We start from the raw sequence: 23,402 nt of genomic DNA, 5'->3' as shown, positions 1-23,402 counted from the left end.
CCCTATCATTGCGCCGTGTGAGGGCGTAGCAAGCGCATGGGCAGGGAGGTGTAGGCCAGCACATCCTCAACCGTCACAATAGCTATAACATCTTCGTGATGTTCCGGGGGATCAATCCGGCAGAGTAGCGCGCATTCCTGATGGGTGGCACGGAATCGGGCGACCAAGTCATATATTTGGTAATCCACAGGAACACTAAACCAATCCTCGCTGGCGAAATTTTCTATGGGGGTCGAGGTTTGTCGGTGTCGCAGCAACTCACGTACGCGTGGAGCGGTCAGTACCGCACGGGGTTGCGTCCCTTCGATGATCAGGATGTGCGGTATTTCACGGCCGCGATGGAGCAGCACCGCGATATCTGCCAGCGTCCGGCTACCTTTTGCCCGGATCAGCGGAGTTTCAATAAACTCTCCAGCCGGACGCATCAGGTAGAGGTTGCTGTGCCGCGCCTCAGGAATGGAATGACCGCGGCGGATCAGTTTGCGCGTGTAAATCGTCTCCCTTGTTATCAGTCGACGGACTCCAAAGGCCAGAGAGGCGACGATAATCAAGGGAATAATAATGTGGTAGTCGCTGGTCATTTCAAAAATCATTACGGCACCAGTAACGGCGGCACCGGTAGATGCGGCGACCATCCCGGCCATCCCCAAGGCGGCCGCGATGGTCATACTGACCCCGATTCCCGGCAGTAAATGATTGGCGATGACGGCATATAGCCCACCCAGCACAGCTCCGACATACAGCGCAGGAGAGAACACACCGCCCGACCCACCGGAACCCAGCGTAACGGAAAAAGTCAGGATCTTCAGTAAAAGCAGGAGCAGGAGAAAAACGGGCTGCGTAATGACGCCGTCGAGGATATCCTGAACCGTCGCATAACCCACGCCTTCTACGTAGTAATGACCAGTAAAGGTGATCATGAAATAAATGATCAAGCCTACGCCCAGCATGCCCGCGGCGTGTCGTGCGTAGGGATTTTTGATCCAGTGGTCGAAGCGATCCTCGGTCCAATACAGACTGCTTGTGAACAACAAGCCGGCCCCGCCTGTCAAAAGACCGAGCAGAACATAGGCGCCATAGGCCCCGGCACTTTGATGCAAGGTCCGGTTGATCATGTGCTGAGAGATGATAAACGACGGATAATTACCCAGAAATAGGCGTGATACGAAGGCGGCGGTACCTGTGGCGATCATGACTGGAACAAGGGTCCGTGCACTGACTTCCACCAGCATAAGCTCGATCGCAAACAATATGCCGCCCACCGGGGTGTTGAATGTTGCGGCAATACCGGCGCCCGCTCCCGCCGCAATCAGTCCCAGTCTCTGCCATTCTTGCAACCGCAACCACTGGGCCAGGCTGGAGCCGAAGGCGGCTCCGATCTGAATAATCGGCCCCTCCCGTCCTACCGATCCGCCACTGCCGATACTGATAGAAGACGCGAGCGCCTTCACCAGAACCACCACGGGCCGAATAACGCCGCTCCCATAATAAATGGCATCCATAACTTCAGGTACGCCGTGCCCCTTGGCTTCCAGCGCAAAAGTTCTGACGAGCCAGACCACCACAAGCCCGCCGAGAACGGGGACCAGCACCACCCCAAAACCCCAGAAGCTGGCTGCGGAATGCTGCAAGTCATCAAAGCGTGAGGAAATCTGACCGAAGAAGAAGGCATTATGCATCAGGCCGATAAGACGCCGGAAAGCGACCGCACCCAAGCCCGCGACAATCCCCACAAAGAACGCCAGAATCAGATGAAAAGCCGGGTTCGTCCGAAACACCCCCTGCCATCCCTTGACGTGGTGTTCCATGACGAGGGTATCCATATCGGCGGCTAGGGACGAATCTTCAGGCATCAGGGCACTTTGGTCAGGTTTTTTTAAAAATTACGCTATACTCAAGGCTTAATCAAATCGATTTAACTGAAAACAATATCGGAGAACCCGATGACGATAGATGCCGAGCAGTTGCTCACCCTCCTCACGGTTGCAGAAACCGGCAGTGTCAGCGAAGCCGCGCTACGCCTGGGACGGGGACAACCGGCCATCTCGGAACGCCTGCATAAACTGACACGGGAAATCGGTGAGCCTTTATATGTCCGTGAGGGAGGTGGTATTCAGTTGACTCCGGCAGGGCAGGCACTTATTCCCGATATCCGGCAATTACGCGCGAAATTGCAAGACATTGAGAACCTGCTGATGCGCCAAAAATCCTTGCAAGTGGGAGAACTCCGCATCGCTTCTACCAGTCTTATCGCCAATTATTTACTACCACAATATTTGCAAAGCTTTCAGAAGAAAAATCCAGGGGTTAATCTCTTTATAAAAAGCGGAGTGGCTTATTGGGAACATATCAACCTTTCCGAACTGGACGTCTTCTTTTTTGAAGGAGAGATGGATATACCTCATCTACCGGACAGTTATGAAATACAACCATGGCTGACAGGCGAAATCATCGCGGTCATGCCCAAGACGCATCCACTGGCATCGGCATCGGCGCTGAGCCTGAAAGACGTGCAACCTTTTCCTGTCGTCTGGCGTGAACCTTCTTCCGGAGTCCGGAGGATACTGGAGAAGGCATTCAGAAAAAAGGATATCCTGCCTGCGCATTTCATTGAAGTAGCCGATGTGGAGTCCGTGGGCGCTATGGTGAAGGCGGGTTTGGGGATAGGTTTTATGACGCGCACCGTGTTTGAGCAGAGACCAGATTGGGACCTGATCTCTCAGCCTATCACATCCTCGCAGTTGATATGGCAGAGTTATATAGCTATTCCCAATCCGGCAAGACGTTCACGTACCTTGTCTGTTTTTCTGGATATTGTGGATTCATCTATGTTGATGGGCCGAGTTTTTGCTGAGTCAGCGCTATAAAATCCTGGTGTCTGGGCGTTTTGAGTTCCAAATGCTTATAGACCCTGATCTTGGCCCAATCCTCAATGAATATCCAAAGAATGCAATAGATCCATACTGCACCGGCCTCCCCCCAGGTGATAGAAGGCACCTGCCCCATGGGATAGACTACAAACAATGTCGCCGCGGCTTTGGTCAGAATGGCCGACCAGAGGAGGATCGCCGAGGGGTAAGGTTTCCGAAAGAAGGGCTTGCGCGTGCGTGTAATGAACAAAGTCAGGTGCCCGGCGATTGCCAGTTTGAGAAAAATCAGGGTTTGCAGATACGCGATGCCCATATGGAAATAATCTTTGCCAATGAGCAGCATGCCGAAGGTTTGCAGAACTCCTATAAGCCCCAAGACAGTGGACACCGTGAGAACACGATGCATATCCCAGCGCACCGGTTTGGGATCCAGCCAGGTGTACCTAGAGTCCCTGCGCTGGCCAAAAGGCTTTGTTTGAGCCCATGACCTGCCCGGCACCCAATACCGAAACGATCGAGAAAGTGGCATCGAATCCGCTTATTAGCTGCCGTTGTCAACCAATAGTATAAGCATGGATCAAACAGTTGGTCTGTCCGCTGAAATACTTATGGGGCATGGGCGCTTCACGTCGGAGCGACTGTATTTGCAGTCTCGAGCCTTATACACTGGGCAAGCAGCTGTCGATTGCCAACTTGATCAAGCTGAACAAGTTGCAACCTGATCAGGAGATACAACATCAATTGCGGCAACGCAATACCCTGGTCCGGCACTTCAAAAATCCAGAATTCTCGACTTCCTGCGAATCTCGGCAGGGACTGTGGAGCAATGCGAAATGCTTGTGCATGCACTTCTGGAAATCATTGTGTCTGCTACATCAGATGTTACTTGCTGACGTGCCAGAACGCCTGACTTGAAGGGGTTAATGATAAATATGCAATGGCTATATCTGGCAATAGCAATCGTATCCGAGGTTGTTGCAACTTCTGCCCTCAAGGCAGCAAATGGTTTTACCCGCTGGGAAGCATCTCTTCTTGTGGTGGCCGGATATGCGTCAGCGTTCTACTTTCTTTCGCTCGCGCTACGTACTATCCAGCTTGGTGTGGCCTACGCTATCTGGTCTGGTGTCGGTGTTGCCTTGATTATACTGGTTGGTTGGGTAATTTACCGTCAGCCTCTTAATGTGGCATCATTCATCGGTATCGTACTCATTGTCTCTGGCGTGATAGTGCTCTATCTTTTTTCCAGATCGGCAACACACTGACGCCGTGTTTAACAAGAGCGAGAGGGGAGTGCCAAAAGTGACTCCAAGATGACCGTTTATGGCTAATATTAGGACGACATATGACATTGACGGTAACTATAAACCGGGCCAGTGCAGATGGTTCTCATGAAGTCGCCGTAATGGTTGGCGAGTTGCTGAGTGAAATCATGAACGTAATTGGCGTTCAGGCTTTCCACTTTGATCTGGTAGAAACAACGGACCGATTGACAAACTTTCTTAACCAAGAAAAATACTTCGTATTTGTCGCGCGCAACGATGACGGAGATGCCGTTGGCTTCGTGGCACTCTATGAAAGCTATGCGCTTTATGCTGAGGGTTCCTTTGGAACGATCCCGGAACTCTATGTCCGCCCCGAATACCGTTCGGAACAGGTGGGATCCCAACTGATATCTTGCGCAAGGTCCTTTGGCACGTCACGGGGTTGGAAACGTCTGGAGGTCACAACGCCACCCCTTCCTCATTTTGATAAAACGTTGGTATTTTATGAGCGGGAAGGCTTCGCCGTTACTGGTGGTCGCAAGCTGAAGATGACTCTATGAATTGTTGGTCTAAACAGTGCGTTCAGTCAGCGCTGGTTTCGCCAGATTCCTCTGAGCCACATATTCTGCATGTCGGGCGTCGGTTATGAAAATCCTTGCTCTATCCGGTAGCCTGCGCGCCAATTCAATCCATTCAGCACTCCTACGGGCGGCCGCCAGACTTGCTCCTGTGGAAGTAAGCGTAACGGTATACCGTGGACTGGGGGATCTCCCGCTATTCAATCCAGATGTCGAAGATCAACCTGTTGAAGCGGTCACGAACTTCCACGCTCAAGTGGCCAACGCCGATGCCCTACTCATCGCTAGCCCGGAGTATGCGCACGGTGTCACAGGAACCATCAAGAACGCGCTGGACTGGCTCGTCAGTTTCGCGCCGTTTACCTATAAGCCGGTGGGCATACTCAATGCGTCGCTGCGCGCGCAACACGCGGACGCGGCGTTGCGCGAGATTCTGAAAACGATGGCCGCCATGGTCGTGGAGGAAGCCTCAATGACCATTCCACTTCTCGGCGCCAACCTCGATGAAGACGGTATGGTTTCCACGCCATCTGTCGCGGCACCCATCCGGGAGGCGTTGGTCGCATTGTCCGAAGCAGTCGTTCGGGCAGCGGAACAACAACAGGAATCATAATGTACCAGATCGAAACGGAGATAGAGATCGCCGCATCACCCGAACGGATATGGTCGATCCTTATGGATTTTTCCGCCTATCCTGAATGGAATCCCTTCATCCGGTCGCTCAGCGGTGACGTCACTCCAGGGCAGTTGCTACGGGCAAGTATTCAGCTCCCTGGGGCAAAAGCCATGATCTTCCGCCCAAAGGTGCGGGTGGCAGAACACTTGAAAGAGCTGCGCTGGCTGGGTCATTTGCTGTTGCCGGGACTGTTCGATGGGGAGCATTATTTTCAACTTGCTGCCCTCGCCAATGGTCACACGCGATTCGTACAGGGAGAGAAATTCTCCGGTATTCTGGTGCGCCTGTTTGCCGCCCGGTTGGGGGTTAGCACCAAAGCGGGCTTTGTGACGATGAATGCGGCCCTTAAGGCTCGGGCGGAACGTGAAGCCGGGGATGGGTCGATGCATCAGGAAATATCCGGCTGATAAAACAGCCGATTTGGAGCGAGGGAGTGCACGTGAACCAATATCATCCGCCCGTAGCGGACTTTCTCATGAATACGGCAGTCGTTGATTGCAAGCATCCGCAGATTCAGATCCTGGCGGCCTCTTTATCCGGTCAGACGCCCTTAATAAGGGCTAAAAACTGCTTTGATTGGGTGCGTGATCATATTGAACACAGTATTGATTTTCATCGTGAGGAGGTTACCTGTAAGGCATCCGATGTGCTGCGTATCGGCACCGGTCTATGCACCGCGAAAAGTCATCTACTGGTGGCCTTATGGCGCGCCAACCAAATCCCTGCGGGATTCTGTTATCAACGACTGACGCTGGATGGCCCCAATCCGCCCTATTGTACACACGGCTTCACCGCGGTCTGGCTGGATGATTGGGGCTGGTATCGTTGTGATGCACGCGGCAACAACAGCAAGCCCGGAATCCACTGTGCATTCACGCCCGGACAAGAAAACCTGGCCTATCCGACTATTTATAACGGCGAGCAGACCTATCCGGATGTTTGGGCAGAGCCTTGGCCAGACCTGCTTGCCGCCATGGAGAAGCTGCAAAGCATATCGCAGTATCGGAGCGATCCCAATTGACGCCTGCCCGCCCGTCGCTGACCTGTGCGTAAGCGAGCCTACAGCGCCGAACATACATAGCGCGGAGACCGGCCATGTACTGCCCTGACCCGTTTGCAGAAACCCGCCCAGAGGTTTTACGGGCACTGATTCAGCGTTATCCCTCGCGACACTGGTCAGTGTGGGCGGTAATGGTCTGGAGGCAAATCATATTCCCTTGTACCTCGCAGCCGGAGGAGGAACGCAACCGGTACTGCAGGGACATGTGGCGCGCGCTAATCCGCTGTGGCGGGAGGCGCCCCTGGACGGCGAGGTGCTGGTCATCTTTCAGGGGCCGCAACACTACATCAGCCCCTCTTGGTATGCGACCAAGGCGGAAACCGGTAAGGTGGTGCCTACTTGGAATTATGCTGTCGTCCATGCCTATGGTCCGTTGCAGGTCAGGGACGATCCCGATTGGGTACGGCAACAGATGGTCGCCCTGACCGCGCAGCAGGAGAATGGCTTTACCCTGCCCTGGCAGGTGGATGATGCGCCCCAGGACTTTACGGAGCGGCTTATCGGGCAGGTGGTGGGCATCGAAATCCTCGTCTCCCGCTGGATGGGTAAGTGGAAAGTCAGCCAGAACCAGCCGCTTGGCAACCGTGACAGTGTCGTCGCGCACCTGGAGCAGCAAAACCGGTCTGATTCCGGGGCCATGGCTGAATACGTTCTGGCCAGCCTGAAAGACGGCAAAAAGGAGCGCCTTGAATGACGATTACCGTGGGTTTTCTGGTGTTCCGAGGTATTCATCCGCTGGATCTGGCGGCTCCCTCGGCGCCATATCCGTCAGAGGGTGTGCTAAGAGGTTGATAAACAGGTCTGACGAAACATTGAAAGGACGACTTCTGCCTTGATAGCGATATGAAGCATTCACTCACCCTGGATTCCGGCCAGGTTGTATCCTATGAAGATGTTGGCGATCCGAACGGGAAGTTGCCGGTATTGTTCTTTCACGGTACCCCCGGCTCCCGCCTACAACTGGAGTTGCTGCCTGCGGCCCTGCGTGAGGGGCTGCGCTGGATCGCCTTTGACCGACCGGGTTACGGAGAATCGGATCGGCAGTCAGAATCGACCCTGACCGAAGTGGCGACCATAGGCCGGGCCTTGGTAAATCGTCTGGGGCTTGACGCCTTTCATGTGCTGGGTTTCTCCGGCGGTGGCCCTTACGCGCTGGCCTGTGCCTACGCTATGCCGGGGCGGGTGCGCAGTGTGCACCTGGCGAGCAGCGCGGGACCGACCGCGCTTCCCGAGATCTGGTCTGCTTTGCGTCGCCAAGACCATATCCTCTTTGTCCTGGTGCGCGGGGCGCCGTGGCTCTTCAGGGTTTTGTTGCGCCTCAGTATGGGGGGCGTGCGCCAGGAGCCGGAGCGTTTCGTGGCGCAGTGGGCGGCAAAGATGAGTGCGGGTGACCAGTCGTTGTTGGCAGCACCTGACGTCCTGGCGAAGCTGTGCGACGATTTGCGGGAGGCGTTGCGGCAAGGAACAGCAGGAATGGCTGATGATTTCGTGATACTCAATCGCCCTTGGCTTTTCCGTCTGGAGGATATTCGGGTGCCGGTGCATATCTGGCAGGGCGCCCAGGATCAGGTGATCAGTCCACAGATCGGTTTGGCGCTGGCTGCACACCTGCCTACGGCGCAGTATCATCTGCTGGAGTCGGGTACGCATATGATTTTACTGACCCACGCTGCGGAAATTAGGGCGGAGATCCAGGATGTATTGCCTTGACCCGTTTAGGTCTGAGTATGAGACGGACGGCATTGCAGTAGGCCCGCACCCGGAAGGGGTTGGCGTCCTCTATCTCCAAAAGGTCGGCTATTTCGTCGAATATGCGCGCAATGTCAGAATTGAGAACCGGCATGGTTTATGGCTACACCGGCGGCGGTGTTTCGCGCAAAATCTGCAGTACCTCATCGTCCTTAACTTCCCGGAAGTCCGTAAAGAACTCTCCTACCGCACGAAACGGCTCTGGGGCCGCCAGGTAAACCAGATCATCGGCCAGAGGGCGCAAGCGCGCGATGGTGTCGGGAGGGGCCACGGCAAAGGCGGCGATCAGGCGGGCAGGTCGCTGCTGGCGAAGGAGACGCAATGCAGCCCCCAGAGTAGCGCCGGTGGCGACGCCATCGTCAACCACAATAACGATCCGCCCCTGTGGGTCAATGGCCGGGTGAATCGGCGTGTATTGCGCGCGCCGCGCTTTGATCACCTCCAGTTGCCGGGCCGCTTCGTCGCGGATGTACTGCCCGTCGATACCAAGACGACTGACTATAGGATCGGTCAATATCCGCCCATCCTCATCGACGGCGCTTATGGCGTATTCGGGGTTGCCTGGCGCGCCGATTTTGCGCACCAGGACCACGTCAAGATCCCCGTGGAGGGTATTGGCGATGATGCGCCCCATGGGCAGCGCTCCGCGTGGAATGGCGAGCACCAAGGGATATTTGCCATCGTAAGCGGCTAGGCTAAGGGCCAGTAATTCCGCTGCCGCTTCACGGTTTGCAAAATGTTCTGGTACTGTTCGCGCGCTCAAATCTTCCATCCCCGTAACCGCTCCAGCAAGTCCACCGCCAGCGCCGCGCCCGCCATGTCGATCTCCAGATCGCGACTGAGGCGGCGACTGAGACGGGCGCGGTAAAGATCGAGGCTGCGGAAGCGCCAGTGCTGCGGGCCACTGCCCTCGGGATGGATGACGCCGTAGCGCACCAGTTGCACGGCTTCGCCTTCAGCGCAGTGGAGCAGGGTGCAAAAATGCGGAAAATCGAAGCAGAAATCGCCCTCTTCCAGCAATTCCGCTTCGATGACGGTGATCGGTGGTGAAACCATGGGGTATCTCCTCTGTCTTCTGGTTAGCGGCGGGGATGGAAGTCGGATATCTCCGCCAGTTGGTTCCACAGGGCTTTTTCCGGCTCACTGATTTTTTTGGGGACGACAATCTGGATCACCGCATACAGATCGCCGGGCGTTTTGCCGCCAGAGCCCGGCAACCCCTTCTGGCTGAGCCGTAGCTTCTGCCCGCTGGTGCTGCCGGCCGGAATCTTCATACGTACGTCGCCATCCAGGGTGGGGACCTCGACGCTGGCGCCCAGCGCCGCCTCCCATGGGGTGATGTGCAGGTCGTGGTACAAATCGCTACCCTCTACCCGAAACCTGGGGTGTGGCTGGAATTGGATGTGCAGGTACAGATCCCCATTGGGACCGCCGCCCATGCCCGGTGCGCCCTGCCCGGCCATACGCAGCCGCTGACCTGCGCGGATGCCCTTAGGAATTTTGACGGTCAGGTGCCGCGCTTCCCGGCGCATACGGCCATCGGATCCCATGGTGGGCACTTCCAGGCTGATCTCGCGCTGGGCGCCGTGGGTCGCATCCTCCAGACTGACCTGGATAGTAGCCTCGCTGTCTTCGCCCTGGCGGCGGAATCCGCCGCCCCCGCTGCCACGAAAGCCACCACCCTGCTGCTGGCGGAACATGGACTCGAAAAAATCACTGAATCCGCCGCCCCCAAAATCCGCACCACCACCGCCCGCCTGCTGTCCCCAACCGGGCGGTGGACGGAAATCCTGACCGGCGCGCCAGTTGCTGCCCAATTGGTCATAGGCGGCGCGCTTCTCCGGGTCTTTGAGCACCTCATAGGCTTCCTGAAGATCCTTGAAGCGGTCTTCTGCATCCTTTTCCTTGCTGACGTCAGGGTGATATTTGCGCGCCATTTTGCGATAAGATGCCTTGATCGCGTCGGCATCAGCGCTACGTTCGACACCCAGAATCCTGTAATAGTCCTTGTATTCCAATTCATCCCCCTTATCATTGGTTATAGCAGACAGCGGCCTGACTGCAAGTCTGCTTTCACAATGCGGTCATTATGCCGTATTTTCAAGCGTGGATACCCAAGCCCGAGGAGTTGCTGTGTCTGAATGGTCTGCTCTCAATCCCCGCCAACTGGAGGCGGTGACCCTGCCGCCCGGCCCGGCGCTGGTGCTGGCCGGGGCGGGCTCGGGCAAAACGCGGGTGCTGACCAGCCGCATTGCCCATTTGCTGGAAGGAGACGTACACCCCGGCGAGATTCTCGCGGTGACCTTCACCAACAAGGCGGCACGCGCCATGCGCGGGCGCCTGGATGCCATGGTGGCCATGGATTTGCGGGTCTTGTGGATGGGGACCTTCCACGGCCTCGCCCACCGCCTGCTGCGCATGCATCACGCGGCGCTGGGCTTGCCCACGGATTTTCAGGTTCTGGATGCCGATGATAGCCAGCGTTTGCTGCGGCGGATCATGCGTGAAGCGCAAATGGATGAGAAGCAGTGGCCGCCGCGGGCTATGGCCGGGCGTGTCGGTCGCTGGAAAGACGAAGGTTGGGGGCCGGAGCAGGTGCAACAATATGAGGGCCTGGCAGCGGCACCCTTCATTCCCATCTACAGCGCCTATGAAGCGGCTAAAAAGCGCTCCGGGTTGGTGGACTTCGGTGACCTGTTGCTCTATGCCCTGCGTCTCTGGGAGTCGCCGGAAATCCTCGATCATTATCAGCGGCGTTTTCAACATATTCTGGTGGACGAGTTTCAGGACACCAATGCAGTGCAATACGCCTGGCTGAAGGGACTGGCGCGGCATGGGCAGATTTTCGTGGTCGGCGATGACGATCAGTCCATTTATGCCTGGCGTGGTGCGCGCGTGGAGAATCTGCTGCGCTTCAGTGAAGACTTTGCCGGAGCACAGGTGGTGCGGCTGGAGCAGAACTACCGTTCGACGGCACCTATCCTGCAAGCCGCCAATGCGGTCATCGCCCACAACCCTGATCGTCTCGATAAAACCCTGTGGACGGCGGAGCCGGGCGGTGAGGCTATTCAGCTCTATACGGCCTACAATGAGGTCGATGAGGCGCGCTATGTGGTGGGCCGCATTCAGCGCTGGCTGGAAGCCGATGGTCGCCGTGCCGAATGTGCCATCCTCTATCGCTCCAACGCCCAGTCGCGGGCTTTTGAAGAAGTGTTGGTGCGCGAAGGCATGCCCTATCGGGTCTATGGCGGCCTGCGTTTCTTCGAGCGTGCCGAGATCAAGGATACGCTGGCCTACCTGCGCCTCACGGTCAATCACCATGACGATGCCGCCTTTGAGCGGGTGGTGAATGTGCCCGCGCGCGGCATCGGTGCGGTCAGCGTCGAACGTCTGCGTCATCTGGCCCGTGCGCGTGGCCTCTCGCTCTGGCAGGCGGCCGGAGAACTGGGTCAACCGAAAATCAACGCCTTCCTTAATCTGCTGGATGATCTGGCCGCGCGGACGGCAGAGACGGATCTCGGCGAGCGGGTGGAGACCGTGCTGGCCCGCACCGGCCTGCGTGAGTGGCACAGCCGCGAAAGCGATCGTGCCGAGGGACGGCTGGAAAACCTGGACGAGTTGATCAGCGCCGCGCGCAGTTATGCCCAGGACTGGGCTGCCGACCCCAATCTGGGTGATCTGGTGCCGCAACCGGGGAATATGCTCTCGGAATTTCTGACCCATGCAGCGCTGGAGGCTGGGGATGGCGCTGGCGATGCCTGGGAAGACTGCGTGCAATTGATGAGTTTGCACAGCGCCAAGGGCCTGGAGTTCCCACTGGTGTTTCTGGTGGGGCTGGAAGAAGGGCTCTTCCCCCATCAACGCTCTCTGGAAGACCCTCAAGGACTGGCCGAGGAACGGCGTCTTTGTTATGTGGGCATGACCCGCGCCATGCGCTTGCTGGTCATCAGCCATGCCGAGAGTCGCCGCCTGCATGGCAGTGAACGGATGACCATGCCCTCCCGCTTTTTGCGGGAGATTCCCCAGGAACTCCTGCAGGAACTGCGGCCGCGGGCGCGGATCAGCCGACCGGCTATACCCGTGCGGGCAGCGGCACCGGATATGCCCTTTCCGCTGGGCTCGCGCCTCCAGCACCCGGTCTTTGGCGAGGGGATGGTGCTGGACTATGAGGCAGGCGGTCGCCAGGGCCGGATTCAGGTGCAGTTCGCCTCGGGCAGCAAGTGGCTGGCGCTGGGGGTGGTGGCTTTGGAGCGGTTGCCTTAAAAAAGGAGTGGAGCGTGATGAAAACAGGATTACGTGGACTTTTGTGCTTGTTGTTCCTGCTGTTTGCCCCTGCCGTCTGGGCGTCGGTGAATATCAATACTGCTGATGCTGCGGCACTGGATACGCTGCCGGGTATTGGTCCGGCCAAGGCACAGGCGATGCTGGAATACCGGCAGGCGCATGGACCTTTCAAGCGCGTGGATGATCTCGCCAGTGTCCATGGCATCGGTCCCAAGCTGTTAGAGCACTTGCGCCCGATGCTGAGCCTCAGCGGCGACTCGGTCTTGCCGCAAAAAGCGGCCCGACAGGCTGGTCACTCTCATGCTGCAGTGCCGGTGGGGGAGGAGCGCGTCGTTCGGCGCGGAAGTCACGGCTATATTCTGGAAAGCTCTCCACAGAGCAATGCCTTCTCGCTCAAGGACTAAGCTACCCCGCAATGATCTGGCTGTATTTCATCCGGATTAGGCCTTGCCCGCCAGCGAGGATTTGTTCTTCGGCATTGCGCTTAAATCCTGAAGTCATGATCTTGTTAATGATGTTGCGGAGCCGTGGCGGGCTGGTGTTTATACCATCTGCCGACGCTGCAAAAGAATCTGCCGGTATTCCTCCGGGTCTTTGCATTGGGTGATGGTACCGGGGCGACGAAAATGTATGGCATCCAGGCGCAGAAGCCAGAAGCGTAGGGCGGCGGCGCGCAGCAGGGGGAACCACAACACTTCCTCGCCCGCCTGCAGGGGGCGAGTGGCCACATAGGCATCCCATAACGCACGGACCAATACGGGGGTAAGGTGACCATCGGTCTCGGAGCACCAGGAGTTGGCCACTACCGCCAGGTCGTAGAGCCAGACATCATCCCCAGCGTAGTAAAAATCGATGGTGCCCGAGATCCGGCCGTTCTCGAACAAAACATTATCGGGGAAAAGATCGGCATGCACGACACCACCGGGGAGCGCTGTGCGATCCCGGGTGCCCTGATAGGCCAGCTCCTCAGCAATGAGGGCATTATCCTCGCGGCTCAGGTGCGGTACCAGATGTCTGGCCGTCTCCTGCCACCAGGAGAAGCCGGCAGGATTAGGGTGCCGCTCGGGAAAGCCTTCCCCGGCCAGATGCATCCGTGCCAGCAAGGTTCCAAGCGCGCTGATTTCGGCAATAGAGGGCGCCCGCCCCTCGATGGACGTACCGCGCAGACGCTGAACGATGGCGGCGGGTTTGCCACATAACGTGCTGAGACTGTTTCCTGCCAGGGTGTGCATGGGACGCGGGCAGGGAATGCCGTGCAGGCTCAGCCATTCGGTGAGATCAAGAAAATAAGGAATTTTGCTGCGCGGCAGACGCTCGAAAAGCGTCAGGACAAAGTGACCTTTTTCAGTATCGAGGAAATAGTTGCTGTTCTCTACGCCAGCGGAAATACCAGTCAGCGCGAGGGCGCCACCGAGGTCGTAATCCCTGAGAAATTGCGCGAGTTCGAGGTCACTGACACTGGTATAAACAGACATGAACGGTACTCAGTTACCAGCGGAAAATAACCCACTGAGGCACACTCAGGTGTTCAGCCGCCGTTTGTGGTACTTCGGTGAAACGGCCGGTGCCGCCCTTGTCTTCCAGATAATAAGGCGGAAACGGCTTGGGTGGAATGACCTTGACCATGTACACCTTGCCATTGACCTTATACTGCTCAATCTTGGAGCCTTGTGGCACCTTGATCTCGGCTTTAGGCCTAGCCTTGGCATCGGGGGCCAGGGTGGGCAGATGCAGTTTCTGAATATCGTCCGCTGCCCACGCGGAGAGGCTGCTGCCTAACGCAAAGCAGGTACCGACAACTAGGGCGAATATGCGTATGGACATGGTAATACTCCCTGGGGGTCCTTAAAGGTTGAGAAGGGCCTCTGTCTCAGCGGCGGACGGCGCAAAGCCGCGTTTTTCATAGTGATTAAAAATGGCCGATACCACTTCGTCGGTGTCGTCGATCATGGTGATGAGATTGAGATCTTCCGGCCTGATGGTCCCCGCCGTCAACATGGATTCCCGCCACCAGTCGATCAGTCCTTTCCAAAAACTGGACTCCACCAGAATGATCGGCATCTTGCGGGTCTTGCCGGTCTGTACCAGGGTCAGACACTCGGCAAGTTCGTCCAGTGTTCCGAAACCGCCCGGCATCACCACATAGGCGACCGCGTATTTCACGAACATGACTTTGCGTGAGTAAAAATGCTCGAAGGATATGGAGACATCCTGGTAAGGGTTGGTATGTTGCTCATGGGGTAGTTCGATATTGAGCCCGATGCTGTAGCCCGTGCCGCGAAAGGCGCCCTTATTGGCGGCTTCCATCACCCCGGGACCGCCCCCGCTGATGACAGAAAACCCGGCATTGGAGAGTTTCTCGGCGATCTCCTGGGTTTTCAGATACCAGGGATGCTCCGGGTCAATGCGGGCGGAACCGAAAATGCTGACACAAGGGTCGACGTCGGCCAGTTTTTCGTAACCGCGCACAAATTCGGCCATAATCTGAAAGATTTTCCAGGCCTCGCGGGTGAGGCGGCCCTCGCCCTTGTCGCGCAGCTTTTCCTCTTCGAGATGTGCCCGCATCCGTCATTCCCGTGTCAAAGGTGGTAATTTTCCGTATTATGACGGAAATCCGCAGAGAAGTCCCAAACTATGCCTCAAGACCCCCGTATCCTCGTCGACGCCTCCAGCTTCCTCTATCGTGCGTTTCATGCGCTGCCCGACTTGCGTGCGCCGGACAACCTTCCGACCGGGGCTATTTACGGCGTCGCCAACATGCTCCGTCGCCTACTGAAAGAGTATCCGAGCGACGAAATCATCGTCATATTCGACGCTCCCGGTGGCACGTTCCGGGACAGGCTCTATCCTGAGTATAAGGCACAGCGGCCCTCCATGCCGGAGGAGCTACGGGCTCAGGTTTCGCTGCTGTACGAATGGATCAGGGCCATGGGGTTGCCGCTGGTCATCGAACCCGATGTCGAGGCGGACGATGTCATCGGCACGCTGGCCCAGGCGGCGGCGCCTGATCAGGAGGTGCTCGTCATCACCGGTGACAAGGACATGGCGCAATTGGTAAGCCCGCGGGTGCGTCTCATCGACACCATGAAAGGCGTGGCAACGGATGTGGCGGGGGTCGAGGAGCGCTTTGGTGTGCCGCCGGAGCGCATTGCCGACCTGCTGGCCCTGACTGGGGATAAGGTCGATAACATTCCCGGCGTACCGGGTGCCGGACCGAAAACCGCCGCCAAATGGCTGATGCAGTATGGCGATCTGGACGGCGTGCTGGCCCACGCCGGTGACATCAGTGGCAAGGTGGGTGAAGCGCTGCGCGCCGCCGCACATTATTTGCCCTTGAGCCGCGAGCTGGCGACCATTCGCTGTAATGTGACGCTGCCAGCCGCGGCTTACGCACGCCGGGAGGCGGATGTGGCCACCCTGCGCGCGTTAGCGCGGCGCCTGGGTTTCCACGCCTGGCTTAAGGACCTGCCGGTGGACGAGACTGGGGAAGTGCCGGAAAAGCAGAGCAGTGATATTGAGCGCGCGGCCTACCTGGCCATCACCACTGTGGAAGCGCTGAACATGCTGCTGCGCGCCCTGAAAACGGCCGATGTGGTCGCTCTGGACACGGAAACCACGAGCCTTGACCCGCTGCATGCCGATCTGGTGGGGATTTCCTGCGCCTGGCAGGCCGGTGGTGACAATCAGGCAGTCTACATTCCCGTTGGCCACCGTGACGGTAGTCCGCAACTGGATCGGCAGACCGTGCTCACCGCCTTGCGCCCGTGGCTGGAAGATCCGCAGGCCGCCAAGCTGGCCCAGAACGCTAAATACGATTGGCGGGTTTTCTGGCGACATGGTATCCACCCCGCTGGCCTGCTGCGCGACACTTTGCTGGAAAGCTACGTCTTTAACAGCAGTCACAATGGCCATGATCTTGACAGCCTCGCCGAGCGCTATCTGCAACATCAGAACATCCGCTACGAAGAGGTGGCCGGCAAAGGCAAGTCAGCGCGTAATTTTGCCGATGTGCCGGTAGTGGAGGCACTGCCCTATGCAGCAGAAGACGCGGATGTCTGTCTGCGGGTGGATGCGCGGCTCTGGCCACAGTTTGCCAGCGAGCCGGGCTTGCAGCGGGTGTTGATGGAAATAGAAATGCCGCTGGTGCTGGTGCTGGCGCGCATGGAAGAAGCGGGTGTTAAAGTCGATCGCGTCCAGCTCGAAGTGCTCAGCACGGAGTTGAGCAAGGATATGGCGGACTGTGAACAGAAGGCCTTTGTCCAGGCGGGGCAGTCCTTCAATCTCAACTCCCCCAAACAGATTCAGGAAATCCTTTTCGACAAAATGCAGTTGCCGGTACTCAAGAAAACCCCCGGCGGTCAGCCGTCGACCAATGAAGATGTGCTCGCCCAGCTCGCTGTTCACGCCGATCTGCCGCGCCTGATTCTCGATTATCGCGGCATGGCCAAGCTCAAGAATACTTATGCGGACGCACTGCCGCAGATGATGAATCCCGACACCGGCCGGGTCCATACCCATTTTCAGCAGGCGGTGGCGGCCACTGGACGGCTCTCATCCAGTGAGCCGAATCTGCAAAACATACCGGTGCGTACTGAACAAGGCCGGCGTATTCGTCAGGCCTTCATTGCCGAAGCCGGGCACTGGCTGCTCAGTGCGGATTATTCCCAGATAGAGCTGCGCATTATGGCTCACCTCTCTAAAGATGCGCGCCTGCTGCAAGCCTTTGCAGAGGGTCAGGATATTCATGCCGCCACCGCTGCCGAGGTCTTTAATCTGGCGCCGGGGGCGGTGGACAGCGCCGCGCGTCGTGCCGCCAAGGCCATTAACTTCGGCCTGATTTACGGGCAGACCCCTTATGGTCTCGCCCAGCAGTTGGGCATTGATCAGGCCACCGCCAGACAGTACATGGACCGCTATTTCGAGCGCTACCCCGGCGTTCTTGCGTATATGGAGCAAACCCGCATCCTGGCGAAAAAGCAGGGCTATGTGGAGACGCTCTTTGGCCGCCGTCTGTATGTACCGGAAATTCGCTCCAGTAATCCGGCCCGGCGTAATTATGCCGAGCGTGCGGCCATTAACGCACCCATGCAGGGCACTGCGGCAGATCTCATCAAGATGGCAATGATTGCGGTAGATAGCTGGTTGCAGGAGGCCCCGGAGCGCGGTCGGATGATTCTCCAGGTGCATGACGAACTGATTCTGGAAGTGCCGGAGGCCAGTCTGGCGGTTGCGCAGTCGGTGCTACGGGAACGTATGGAGGGCGTTGCGGAGTTGGCCGTGCCTTTGCTGGTAGAACTCGGTGTCGGCAGGCACTGGGACGAAGCCCACAGTTGATCTCAGCCCTTCTTGTCCGCCTCTGTCCCACTGCTGCTGAAGCGGAACATCTTCATCACCGCATTGCTGTCCAGTTGTTCACCGTTGAGAGCCATCGCCAGCAGTTCGCCGCCGAGCACCTGGGGGGCGATAATCATGTCCGGCTGTACCCGGCGCACCCGGCCCAGATTTTTGCTGTCATTGACGGCGGCTACTGTTTTGGCCGACCCCTCCATTTCTTTGACTGCCAGCACGACAAAGGCGTTTTCTGAATCATCCGCGCGCAGGGCGAGCACGGCTGCGGCCTGCTCGGCCCCGGCGCTACGCAGCACATCCGTATCGCTGGAGTCGCCGATGATCAAATCCTCTGGCTGATAGATGGAGTCATCAGGCTGGTGTCCCATAACCACTACTACGGGCAGATTGCGGCCTTTGAGTTCGCGATAGCTGTTGCGTGCCAGCGGGGTGTCCCCGGCGATAATATAGTGGTCTTTACGGATCATGCGGCGTTTTTCTCCTCGCAGGGCCGATTGCAGGCGGTTGTTTACTGCCGGAACGATAATGGCTGAAAGCGAAGTAGCAAATACCGTTATCCCCAGCACAATCAAAGATACCACAAAAAGTCGCGATTCGTTGCTGACCGGCAGGATATCTCCATAGCCCACAGTGGCCATGGTAACCACCGAAAAATAGAGCGCCGTAGAAAGGCTGTGAATTTGCGGTTTGAATCCGTCCCCCAGAATATATGCGCCAAAGACGCCATAACTCACGACCATGATGGCACCGACTAACGCAAACAATGTACCAGTTGCCAGGCTGCTGCGATTGAAACGGCCGCGGAACACCCACAGAAAAAGCACCAGGGCGGCATTGTAATAAAGCAGCACGGAGATCTGATAGGGGTGCCGATAAATCCCGAAGGCAAGGATGGCCATCGCCATAATCAGGACAAGGGCCCAGGCAAAACGGGAGCGAAAGAGCAGACCCAGGGACATGATGAGCAAGATGACGCCTGCAGCGCCCTGGGGAATACCGCGAAAGGCATCGAGCACAAAGCTGTGGGAGACAGCTGCCAGACTGCCGACGTAGCTCAGGCCCAGCAGATGCTCCAGCGCCGGGAGGATATTGAAGATCCCGAGAAAACCTACTGCCGCCGCGATGGGGAAATGCGGATACCAGTCCTCCAGGTGGAGGAGGTTCGCCCAGCGCTGCCCGCGCACGCGCCAGCGAACATGCCAGTCTGGCCGCACAGGCCAGGGGTGACGTTCACTGAACTTTTTGGGCACGCTTCACTCCAAAGCCGTGGATAGCCTATTGGTTGTCTGGATCCGGTCTATCCTCCCTGGCCGGATCATGAGTCCTCCCCTCCCTTTGAGGGCTCGCTATTGGCCCCGGCATCCGCCGGGGGCTTTTTTTCCGCTTCTGGCGTGAGCCAGGTCGCTATACGTTCATGTAAATCATCTATACCAAGCCCTGACTGGGCAGAGAAAAGCTGCATGGCGATCCCCCGCAATTCTGGAATCCGCCGCAGGCGGGCCATTTCTTGAATGGCCGCGCCGCGACTGAGTTTGTCGGCTTTGTTCAACAAGACATGCACTGGTCTTCCGCAGCCCGCCGCGAAGGCAATGAGATCGGCATCATGAGGGCCGTAGGGGTGGCGGATGTCCATCACCAGGATCAATCCGCGCAAGCTGCCGCGCCGCCGCAGATATTGTTCCAGCAGCGGTCCCCAAGAACGCCGTAGCGCTTCGGGTACCTTGGCATACCCATAGCCAGGCAGGTCCACGAGGCGCTGACCAGGATCGAGGTCGAAAACATTGATGGCTTGGGTACGGCCCGGAGTACGACTGACTCGCGCCAGTGCCCGTCGTTCAGTCAGCATATTGAGGGTGGATGACTTGCCGACGTTGGAGCGACCGGCAAAAGCCACTTCGACGCCATCATCGGCGGGTAACTGTTCCGCTTGGGTCACACTCAGGCGATAGGCAGCCCGCCGTAGCGGCGCGAAACGAAAGGAATTGGGGTTAGTATGGTCCATGCTTAGAGCATAGTCGCCGCCTACCCCGTCTGGCAATGCGGAACCATAACATTGCGCCCGTCGCGGTCTGGGCGAGGTCATAGGCTGCGGATGTTGCGGGTCTCGCGCCGAGTGCAAGAGGCGCTGTCGTTGCCTCGGTTGTTTCCTGATCTTGTCACCTGTGTGGCGTCATTTCTTTTCTAAAAAATCGCTGAAAAAAATACAAATACGCACCTTGCAGTACCCCCGCAATGAGAAAGGGTGTTACCAGCATCTCTGCCTGAAAGAGCGTAGCGGCAATCGTCGGACCAATGGCACGCGGGGCCTGTACAGACAGGCTGTTCACCGTCGCGGCCAGGCCCCGTCGGTCCTCGTCCACCAAGCCGAGAAATAGCGCCTGCCGTGAACCTATGTTCCCTTGATTCAATGCCCCGCGGGCGATAAAAATCAGCATCGCCAGCCAGAAAAACGGCGAGAACGGCAGAACCAGCAACAGAAGCAGTCCGAGCAGGCGCATGCGCAAAACCGTTCCCACCAAGCCAAAGCGCCGGGTGAGGCGCAGACCGATCAGCGACATGAAAGCGGCACTGACGAAGGCGAGTGCCATCGCGCCACCAATCGCCGCTGGTCCCACCCCAAAGCGCAGGTGAAACCAGTACGCCATCAACGGCCCCACCATACCAATTCCCAGACCATTCAGGGCATTAATGGTGCCGAAAGTCAGCAGCACCCGCCAGATGGGCTTGCGCGCCGCTGGAGGGGCTGTCTGTATCTGCTCACTTTGCTCCGCTGGTGCCGCAGCAGTCGGCGACTCTTCTGCGGCATGCAAAAACAGCAGGCAGATAAGCGAACCCAGCAAGACAACCAGGAAGAGTGGTCTGTAAACCTCAGCACCCGGCAACACGCCCGCTAAAATACCGGGTAGGGTGGCCAGTGTGGCACCCGCCGCCATCCCAAAGAGTCCGACGCTGGTATTAAAGTGAAAAATCTTTCCCCATTGCTCGCTGGCCACACTTCGCGACATCCAGGATTGCTCCGCCGGGGCGAAGGGACCGGCCCCGCCGTTGGCGCCGCGACCGAAAGCCCCGAGAATGGCAGCCAGAGTAAGCCAGACAGGTTGCGCGGTACTGAGCGCGATGGACGCAGCGATGAGTTGAATTCCTTCGTAGCCCAATAGAAAGCCTTTGGCGCCAAAGTGATCACTCAAGGGACCCACCAGCAGGGTTGCTAAAGCGCCGACCAGTAGGCTAACCGAGTATAACACGCCAATACTCAGCGTTGCCCAGTGCAGGGCATGCAAATAGAGTGCGAAATCCACGACCAGCGCCCCCTGCCCCACGCTGCGGGCGGCGCGCGCGCTCATCAGCAGCCGAGTATTACGGGGTATCCCCTTCAACAAGGGGTTCACCGCTCAGGCAGAGGCGGGATCAATCTGCTGACTGCGTCGGGTTATGCGATTGTGCTCATCCACGTACACTAGTTGCGGCTGGAAACCGGCAACCTTCTCTTCCGCTACCTGCGCATAGGCCGCAATGATGAGGATGTCCCCCAAGGCCACCCGCCGCGCCGCCGCGCCATTGACCGAAATGATCCCCGACCCGGTCGGGGCGCTGATCGCATAGGTACTGAAACGATCCCCATTATTCACATCGTAAATATGTACTTGCTCATAAGGATGGATGCCTGCCGCAGCCAGCAGATCGCTGTCAATCGCGCAGGAGCCTTCGTATTCCAGTTCGACGGCAGTGGCCCGCACCCGATGCAGTTTGCCCTTCAAGAGGGTCAATAAAATCATGGCAGATCCTTATTCTGAAGTTGCTGTTTCGCCAGATGGTTCACCCTCCAGGCGACGGACACGAGGATAATAGGTGTCCCTACCATAAGCACCATTTCTCCCCAGAGGCTTAACATAACGCCATGCTCCCAATGCAATGCAATCGGCTCAGTTTACTACCAGTATGGGCTGTGGGGGAATCTTCGTGGTTTCAGGGTTCTATACTTGAGTGAATATAAAAGATATCGGGATAGCGGAATATGCCGGAAAACACCTGTGACGGACTGAGTAGCGACGAGGCGCGGCAACGGTTTGCCCAATATGGCCCCAATGCGGTCGCCGAAGAAAAACCCAAAAACTGGCTGCTTTTTCTCCACAAGTTCTGGGCACCCGTGCCCTGGATGCTGGAAAGCACCCTCATTCTGGAAGCCATATTGGGTAAGTGGCCAGAAGCCATCATCATCACTTTGCTCCTCATTTTTAACGGCGCGCTCGGTTTCAGTCAGGAGCGCAAGGCGCAGAGCGCGCTGGCACTGCTGAAAGAGCGACTGCGGATTCAGGCCCGCGCCTGTCGCGACGGACAATGGCAAAGCCTCTCGGCCTCTGACCTGGTACCAGGTGACCTGGTTCATGTGCGGGTCGGCGACATCGTCCCCGCCGATCTGCATCTCAGCGATGGCAGCATACTGGTCGACCAATCCGCCCTGACGGGAGAATCCATGCCCGTGGAATGCGCCGTGGGCGACACCCTCTATTCCGCATCCGTCGTGCGTCGCGGTGAAGCGTCAGGTGAGGTCACGGCGACCGGTGCCAGGAGTTATTTCGGTAAAACCGCAGAGTTAGTGCGCGGCGCCGGTGCCAAAAGTCACTTGGAAGAATTGGTTCTCTCCATTGTCCGCTATCTGATAATAATGGACGTTGTTCTCGTCGCCGCGATCCTGATTTACGCAGCCGCCAACCATATCTCTCTTGCGGAAATACTTCCTTTTGCGCTCATCCTGCTGGTTGCTTCAGTGCCGGTGGCGCTGCCTGCCACCTTCACTCTGGCCACCGCCATCGCCTCCCTGCATCTGGTGCACCGTGGGGTGTTGGTCACCCGTCTGGCCGCTGTGGAAGAAGCTGCCGCCATGAGTGATCTCTGCAGTGACAAAACCGGCACGCTCACCCAGAACCGCCTCAGCCTCAGTCAGATAAAAACGTGGCCCGGCGTAGAAGAGACGCAACTGCTCAGTATGGCCGCCATGGCCAGTGACAGTGCCACCCAGGATCCCATTGATCTCGCCATCCTCCGGAAGTCGGCAGCCCGGATCGCAGCGCTGCCTGATCGCCAGCAATTTGTGCCTTTTGATCCTGCCACCAAGCGTTCTGAGGGGGTTTTCATGCAGGGTGACGCATCATGGCGCGCACTCAAAGGCGCCCCCCAGATCATCGCCAAACTCTGTAGCAATACGGGCTGGGAAGAAGCGACAACGGATCTCGCCGCCAGCGGCGCACGGGTACTTGCGGTGGCGGCCGGCCCGGATGGTCAACCGCGTTTTCTCGGCCTGCTCGCACTCGCTGACCCGATTCGTCCGGATGCCGCCGAAGTTGTTCAGCATTTGCAGGAGCTTGGCGTTCGGGTCCGCATGGTCACCGGTGACAGTTTGCAGACGGCAAGAAATGTCGCCACATCGCTGGCCATCACGGGTAGTGTTTGCGACCGCAACGCCTTGGCTGAGGACTGCGCGGTCTACGCCGGTGTCTTTCCCGCCGACAAATTCCATCTGGTGCAAGCTTTACAGAAAAAAGGCCGGATCGTCGGTATGACGGGCGATGGGGT

Annotated in this window: 25 protein-coding genes (1 of these 25 only partly in view); 12 read left to right on the top strand and 13 right to left on the bottom strand. The window is 57.7% G+C overall.

The window, feature by feature from the left end; all coding sequences use genetic code 11:
* Window positions 1-5: 5 nt before the first annotated feature.
* On the bottom strand, window positions 6-1,853 hold the full coding sequence (locus H2515_RS15040; RefSeq protein WP_198660513.1) for a chloride channel protein: 1,848 nt from the start codon (window positions 1,851-1,853) through the stop codon (window positions 6-8).
* Between the two features lie 90 nt (window positions 1,854-1,943).
* On the opposite strand from H2515_RS15040, the gene H2515_RS15035 reads away from it, so the two are divergent.
* Window positions 1,944-2,867 carry a LysR family transcriptional regulator gene (locus tag H2515_RS15035; protein WP_083091438.1) on the top strand — a complete coding sequence of 308 codons (924 nt, stop codon included), beginning with the start codon at window positions 1,944-1,946 and terminating at the stop codon, window positions 2,865-2,867.
* On the opposite strand, the gene H2515_RS15030 is transcribed toward H2515_RS15035, so the two are convergent.
* Window positions 2,827-3,276 carry a hypothetical protein gene (locus H2515_RS15030; protein WP_198660512.1) on the bottom strand — a complete coding sequence of 150 codons (450 nt, stop codon included), beginning with the start codon at window positions 3,274-3,276 and terminating at the stop codon, window positions 2,827-2,829. The two genes, H2515_RS15035 and H2515_RS15030, sit on opposite strands and share 41 nt — an antisense overlap.
* A gap of 526 nt (window positions 3,277-3,802) precedes the next feature.
* On the opposite strand from H2515_RS15030, the gene H2515_RS15025 reads away from it, so the two are divergent.
* The 7 genes from H2515_RS15025 (at window position 3,803) to H2515_RS14995 (ending at window position 8,156) form a co-directional block, all read left to right on the top strand.
* Window positions 3,803-4,132, top strand: coding sequence for a DMT family transporter (locus H2515_RS15025; protein ID WP_198661492.1), 330 nt, complete (start codon window positions 3,803-3,805; stop codon window positions 4,130-4,132).
* Window positions 4,133-4,212: 80 nt separating this feature from the next.
* Window positions 4,213-4,692: a GNAT family N-acetyltransferase gene (locus H2515_RS15020; protein WP_198660511.1), complete on the top strand. Its 480-nt coding sequence runs from the start codon at window positions 4,213-4,215 to the stop codon at window positions 4,690-4,692.
* An 85-nt stretch (window positions 4,693-4,777) separates the two neighbouring features.
* A complete protein-coding gene (locus H2515_RS15015) occupies window positions 4,778-5,323 on the top strand; it encodes an NADPH-dependent FMN reductase (RefSeq protein WP_198660510.1) in 546 nt (181 codons plus the stop codon).
* A complete protein-coding gene (locus H2515_RS15010; protein WP_198660509.1) occupies window positions 5,323-5,793 on the top strand; it encodes an SRPBCC domain-containing protein in 471 nt (156 codons plus the stop codon). The genes H2515_RS15015 and H2515_RS15010 overlap by 1 nt, the downstream gene beginning before the upstream one ends.
* Window positions 5,794-5,825: 32 nt before the next feature.
* Window positions 5,826-6,407: a transglutaminase-like domain-containing protein gene (locus H2515_RS15005; RefSeq protein WP_232821436.1), complete on the top strand. Its 582-nt coding sequence runs from the start codon at window positions 5,826-5,828 to the stop codon at window positions 6,405-6,407.
* 196 nt (window positions 6,408-6,603) lie between these two features.
* The gene (locus H2515_RS15000) at window positions 6,604-7,140 is read left to right on the top strand and encodes an FMN-binding negative transcriptional regulator (RefSeq protein WP_232821435.1); all 537 of its coding nucleotides are present in this window, start codon (window positions 6,604-6,606) and stop codon (window positions 7,138-7,140) included.
* Between the two features lie 149 nt (window positions 7,141-7,289).
* Complete coding sequence (locus tag H2515_RS14995) at window positions 7,290-8,156, top strand: alpha/beta fold hydrolase (RefSeq protein ID WP_198660508.1); 867 nt, start codon at window positions 7,290-7,292, stop codon at window positions 8,154-8,156.
* Here the strand turns inward: H2515_RS14995 and H2515_RS14990 are convergent.
* The 4 genes from H2515_RS14990 to H2515_RS14975 are packed head-to-tail and all read right to left on the bottom strand — an operon-like array spanning window position 8,125 to window position 10,213.
* Window positions 8,125-8,289, bottom strand: a complete 165-nt coding sequence (locus tag H2515_RS14990; protein WP_232821434.1) for a helix-hairpin-helix domain-containing protein — start codon at window positions 8,287-8,289, stop codon at window positions 8,125-8,127. The two genes, H2515_RS14995 and H2515_RS14990, sit on opposite strands and share 32 nt — an antisense overlap.
* 9 nt (window positions 8,290-8,298) lie before the next feature.
* On the bottom strand, window positions 8,299-8,967 hold the full coding sequence (locus H2515_RS14985) for a phosphoribosyltransferase (RefSeq protein ID WP_198660507.1): 669 nt from the start codon (window positions 8,965-8,967) through the stop codon (window positions 8,299-8,301).
* Complete coding sequence (locus tag H2515_RS14980; protein WP_035191454.1) at window positions 8,955-9,251, bottom strand: chaperone modulator CbpM; 297 nt, start codon at window positions 9,249-9,251, stop codon at window positions 8,955-8,957. Before H2515_RS14980 ends, H2515_RS14985 begins: the two co-directional genes overlap by 13 nt.
* Window positions 9,252-9,274: 23 nt before the next feature.
* Window positions 9,275-10,213, bottom strand: a complete 939-nt coding sequence (locus H2515_RS14975) for a DnaJ C-terminal domain-containing protein (RefSeq protein WP_198660506.1) — start codon at window positions 10,211-10,213, stop codon at window positions 9,275-9,277.
* A 115-nt stretch (window positions 10,214-10,328) separates the two neighbouring features.
* On the opposite strand from H2515_RS14975, the gene H2515_RS14970 reads away from it, so the two are divergent.
* Both H2515_RS14970 and H2515_RS14965 read left to right on the top strand, forming a co-directional pair.
* Window positions 10,329-12,458 (top strand): UvrD-helicase domain-containing protein, encoded by a 2,130-nt coding sequence (locus tag H2515_RS14970; protein WP_198660505.1) that lies wholly within the window; start codon window positions 10,329-10,331, stop codon window positions 12,456-12,458.
* Window positions 12,459-12,475: 17 nt separating this feature from the next.
* Window positions 12,476-12,883, top strand: coding sequence for a ComEA family DNA-binding protein (locus H2515_RS14965; RefSeq protein ID WP_065413036.1), 408 nt, complete (start codon window positions 12,476-12,478; stop codon window positions 12,881-12,883).
* Window positions 12,884-13,021: 138 nt separating this feature from the next.
* On the opposite strand, the gene H2515_RS14960 is transcribed toward H2515_RS14965, so the two are convergent.
* Genes H2515_RS14960 through H2515_RS14950 form a run of 3 tightly spaced genes read right to left on the bottom strand, consistent with a single transcriptional unit; the run spans window position 13,022 to window position 15,044 of the window.
* Window positions 13,022-13,954: a homoserine kinase gene (locus H2515_RS14960; RefSeq protein WP_035191461.1), complete on the bottom strand. Its 933-nt coding sequence runs from the start codon at window positions 13,952-13,954 to the stop codon at window positions 13,022-13,024.
* Between the two features lie 13 nt (window positions 13,955-13,967).
* A complete protein-coding gene (locus tag H2515_RS14955) occupies window positions 13,968-14,303 on the bottom strand; it encodes a DUF2782 domain-containing protein (RefSeq protein ID WP_035191463.1) in 336 nt (111 codons plus the stop codon).
* Window positions 14,304-14,324: 21 nt separating this feature from the next.
* A complete protein-coding gene (locus H2515_RS14950) occupies window positions 14,325-15,044 on the bottom strand; it encodes an LOG family protein (RefSeq protein WP_198660504.1) in 720 nt (239 codons plus the stop codon).
* 69 nt (window positions 15,045-15,113) lie between these two features.
* On the opposite strand from H2515_RS14950, the gene polA reads away from it, so the two are divergent.
* The gene (gene polA, locus H2515_RS14945; RefSeq protein WP_198660503.1) at window positions 15,114-17,813 is read left to right on the top strand and encodes a DNA polymerase I; all 2,700 of its coding nucleotides are present in this window, start codon (window positions 15,114-15,116) and stop codon (window positions 17,811-17,813) included.
* A gap of 2 nt (window positions 17,814-17,815) precedes the next feature.
* On the opposite strand, the gene kch is transcribed toward polA, so the two are convergent.
* The 4 genes from kch to panD all read right to left on the bottom strand — a co-directional run bounded on the left by kch (window position 17,816) and on the right by panD (window position 21,604).
* Window positions 17,816-19,078 carry a voltage-gated potassium channel protein gene (kch, locus tag H2515_RS14940; RefSeq protein ID WP_065413033.1) on the bottom strand — a complete coding sequence of 421 codons (1,263 nt, stop codon included), beginning with the start codon at window positions 19,076-19,078 and terminating at the stop codon, window positions 17,816-17,818.
* Window positions 19,079-19,143: 65 nt separating this feature from the next.
* On the bottom strand, window positions 19,144-19,830 hold the full coding sequence (gene yihA, locus H2515_RS14935) for a ribosome biogenesis GTP-binding protein YihA/YsxC (protein WP_035191471.1): 687 nt from the start codon (window positions 19,828-19,830) through the stop codon (window positions 19,144-19,146).
* A 154-nt stretch (window positions 19,831-19,984) separates the two neighbouring features.
* Window positions 19,985-21,172, bottom strand: a complete 1,188-nt coding sequence (locus tag H2515_RS14930) for an MFS transporter (protein ID WP_198660502.1) — start codon at window positions 21,170-21,172, stop codon at window positions 19,985-19,987.
* Between the two features lie 48 nt (window positions 21,173-21,220).
* Window positions 21,221-21,604 carry an aspartate 1-decarboxylase gene (gene panD / locus H2515_RS14925; RefSeq protein WP_332873291.1) on the bottom strand — a complete coding sequence of 128 codons (384 nt, stop codon included), beginning with the start codon at window positions 21,602-21,604 and terminating at the stop codon, window positions 21,221-21,223.
* 239 nt (window positions 21,605-21,843) lie between these two features.
* Here panD and H2515_RS14920 point away from each other — a divergent pair, with 239 nt between their 5' ends.
* Window positions 21,844-23,402: the 5' portion of a plasma-membrane proton-efflux P-type ATPase gene (locus H2515_RS14920; RefSeq protein WP_065413031.1), read on the top strand. It continues 733 nt past the right edge of the window; the window shows 1,559 of its 2,292 coding nt (coding positions 1-1,559); its start codon is at window positions 21,844-21,846; its stop codon lies beyond the right edge, outside the window.

This window comes from Acidithiobacillus ferrivorans (assembly GCF_016250455.1).
GTDB classification, from domain to species: Bacteria; Pseudomonadota; Gammaproteobacteria; order Acidithiobacillales; family Acidithiobacillaceae; genus Acidithiobacillus; species Acidithiobacillus ferrivorans.
Note: the sequence above shows the minus strand (reverse complement) of the source record. Positions and strands in the feature narration are given on the sequence as shown.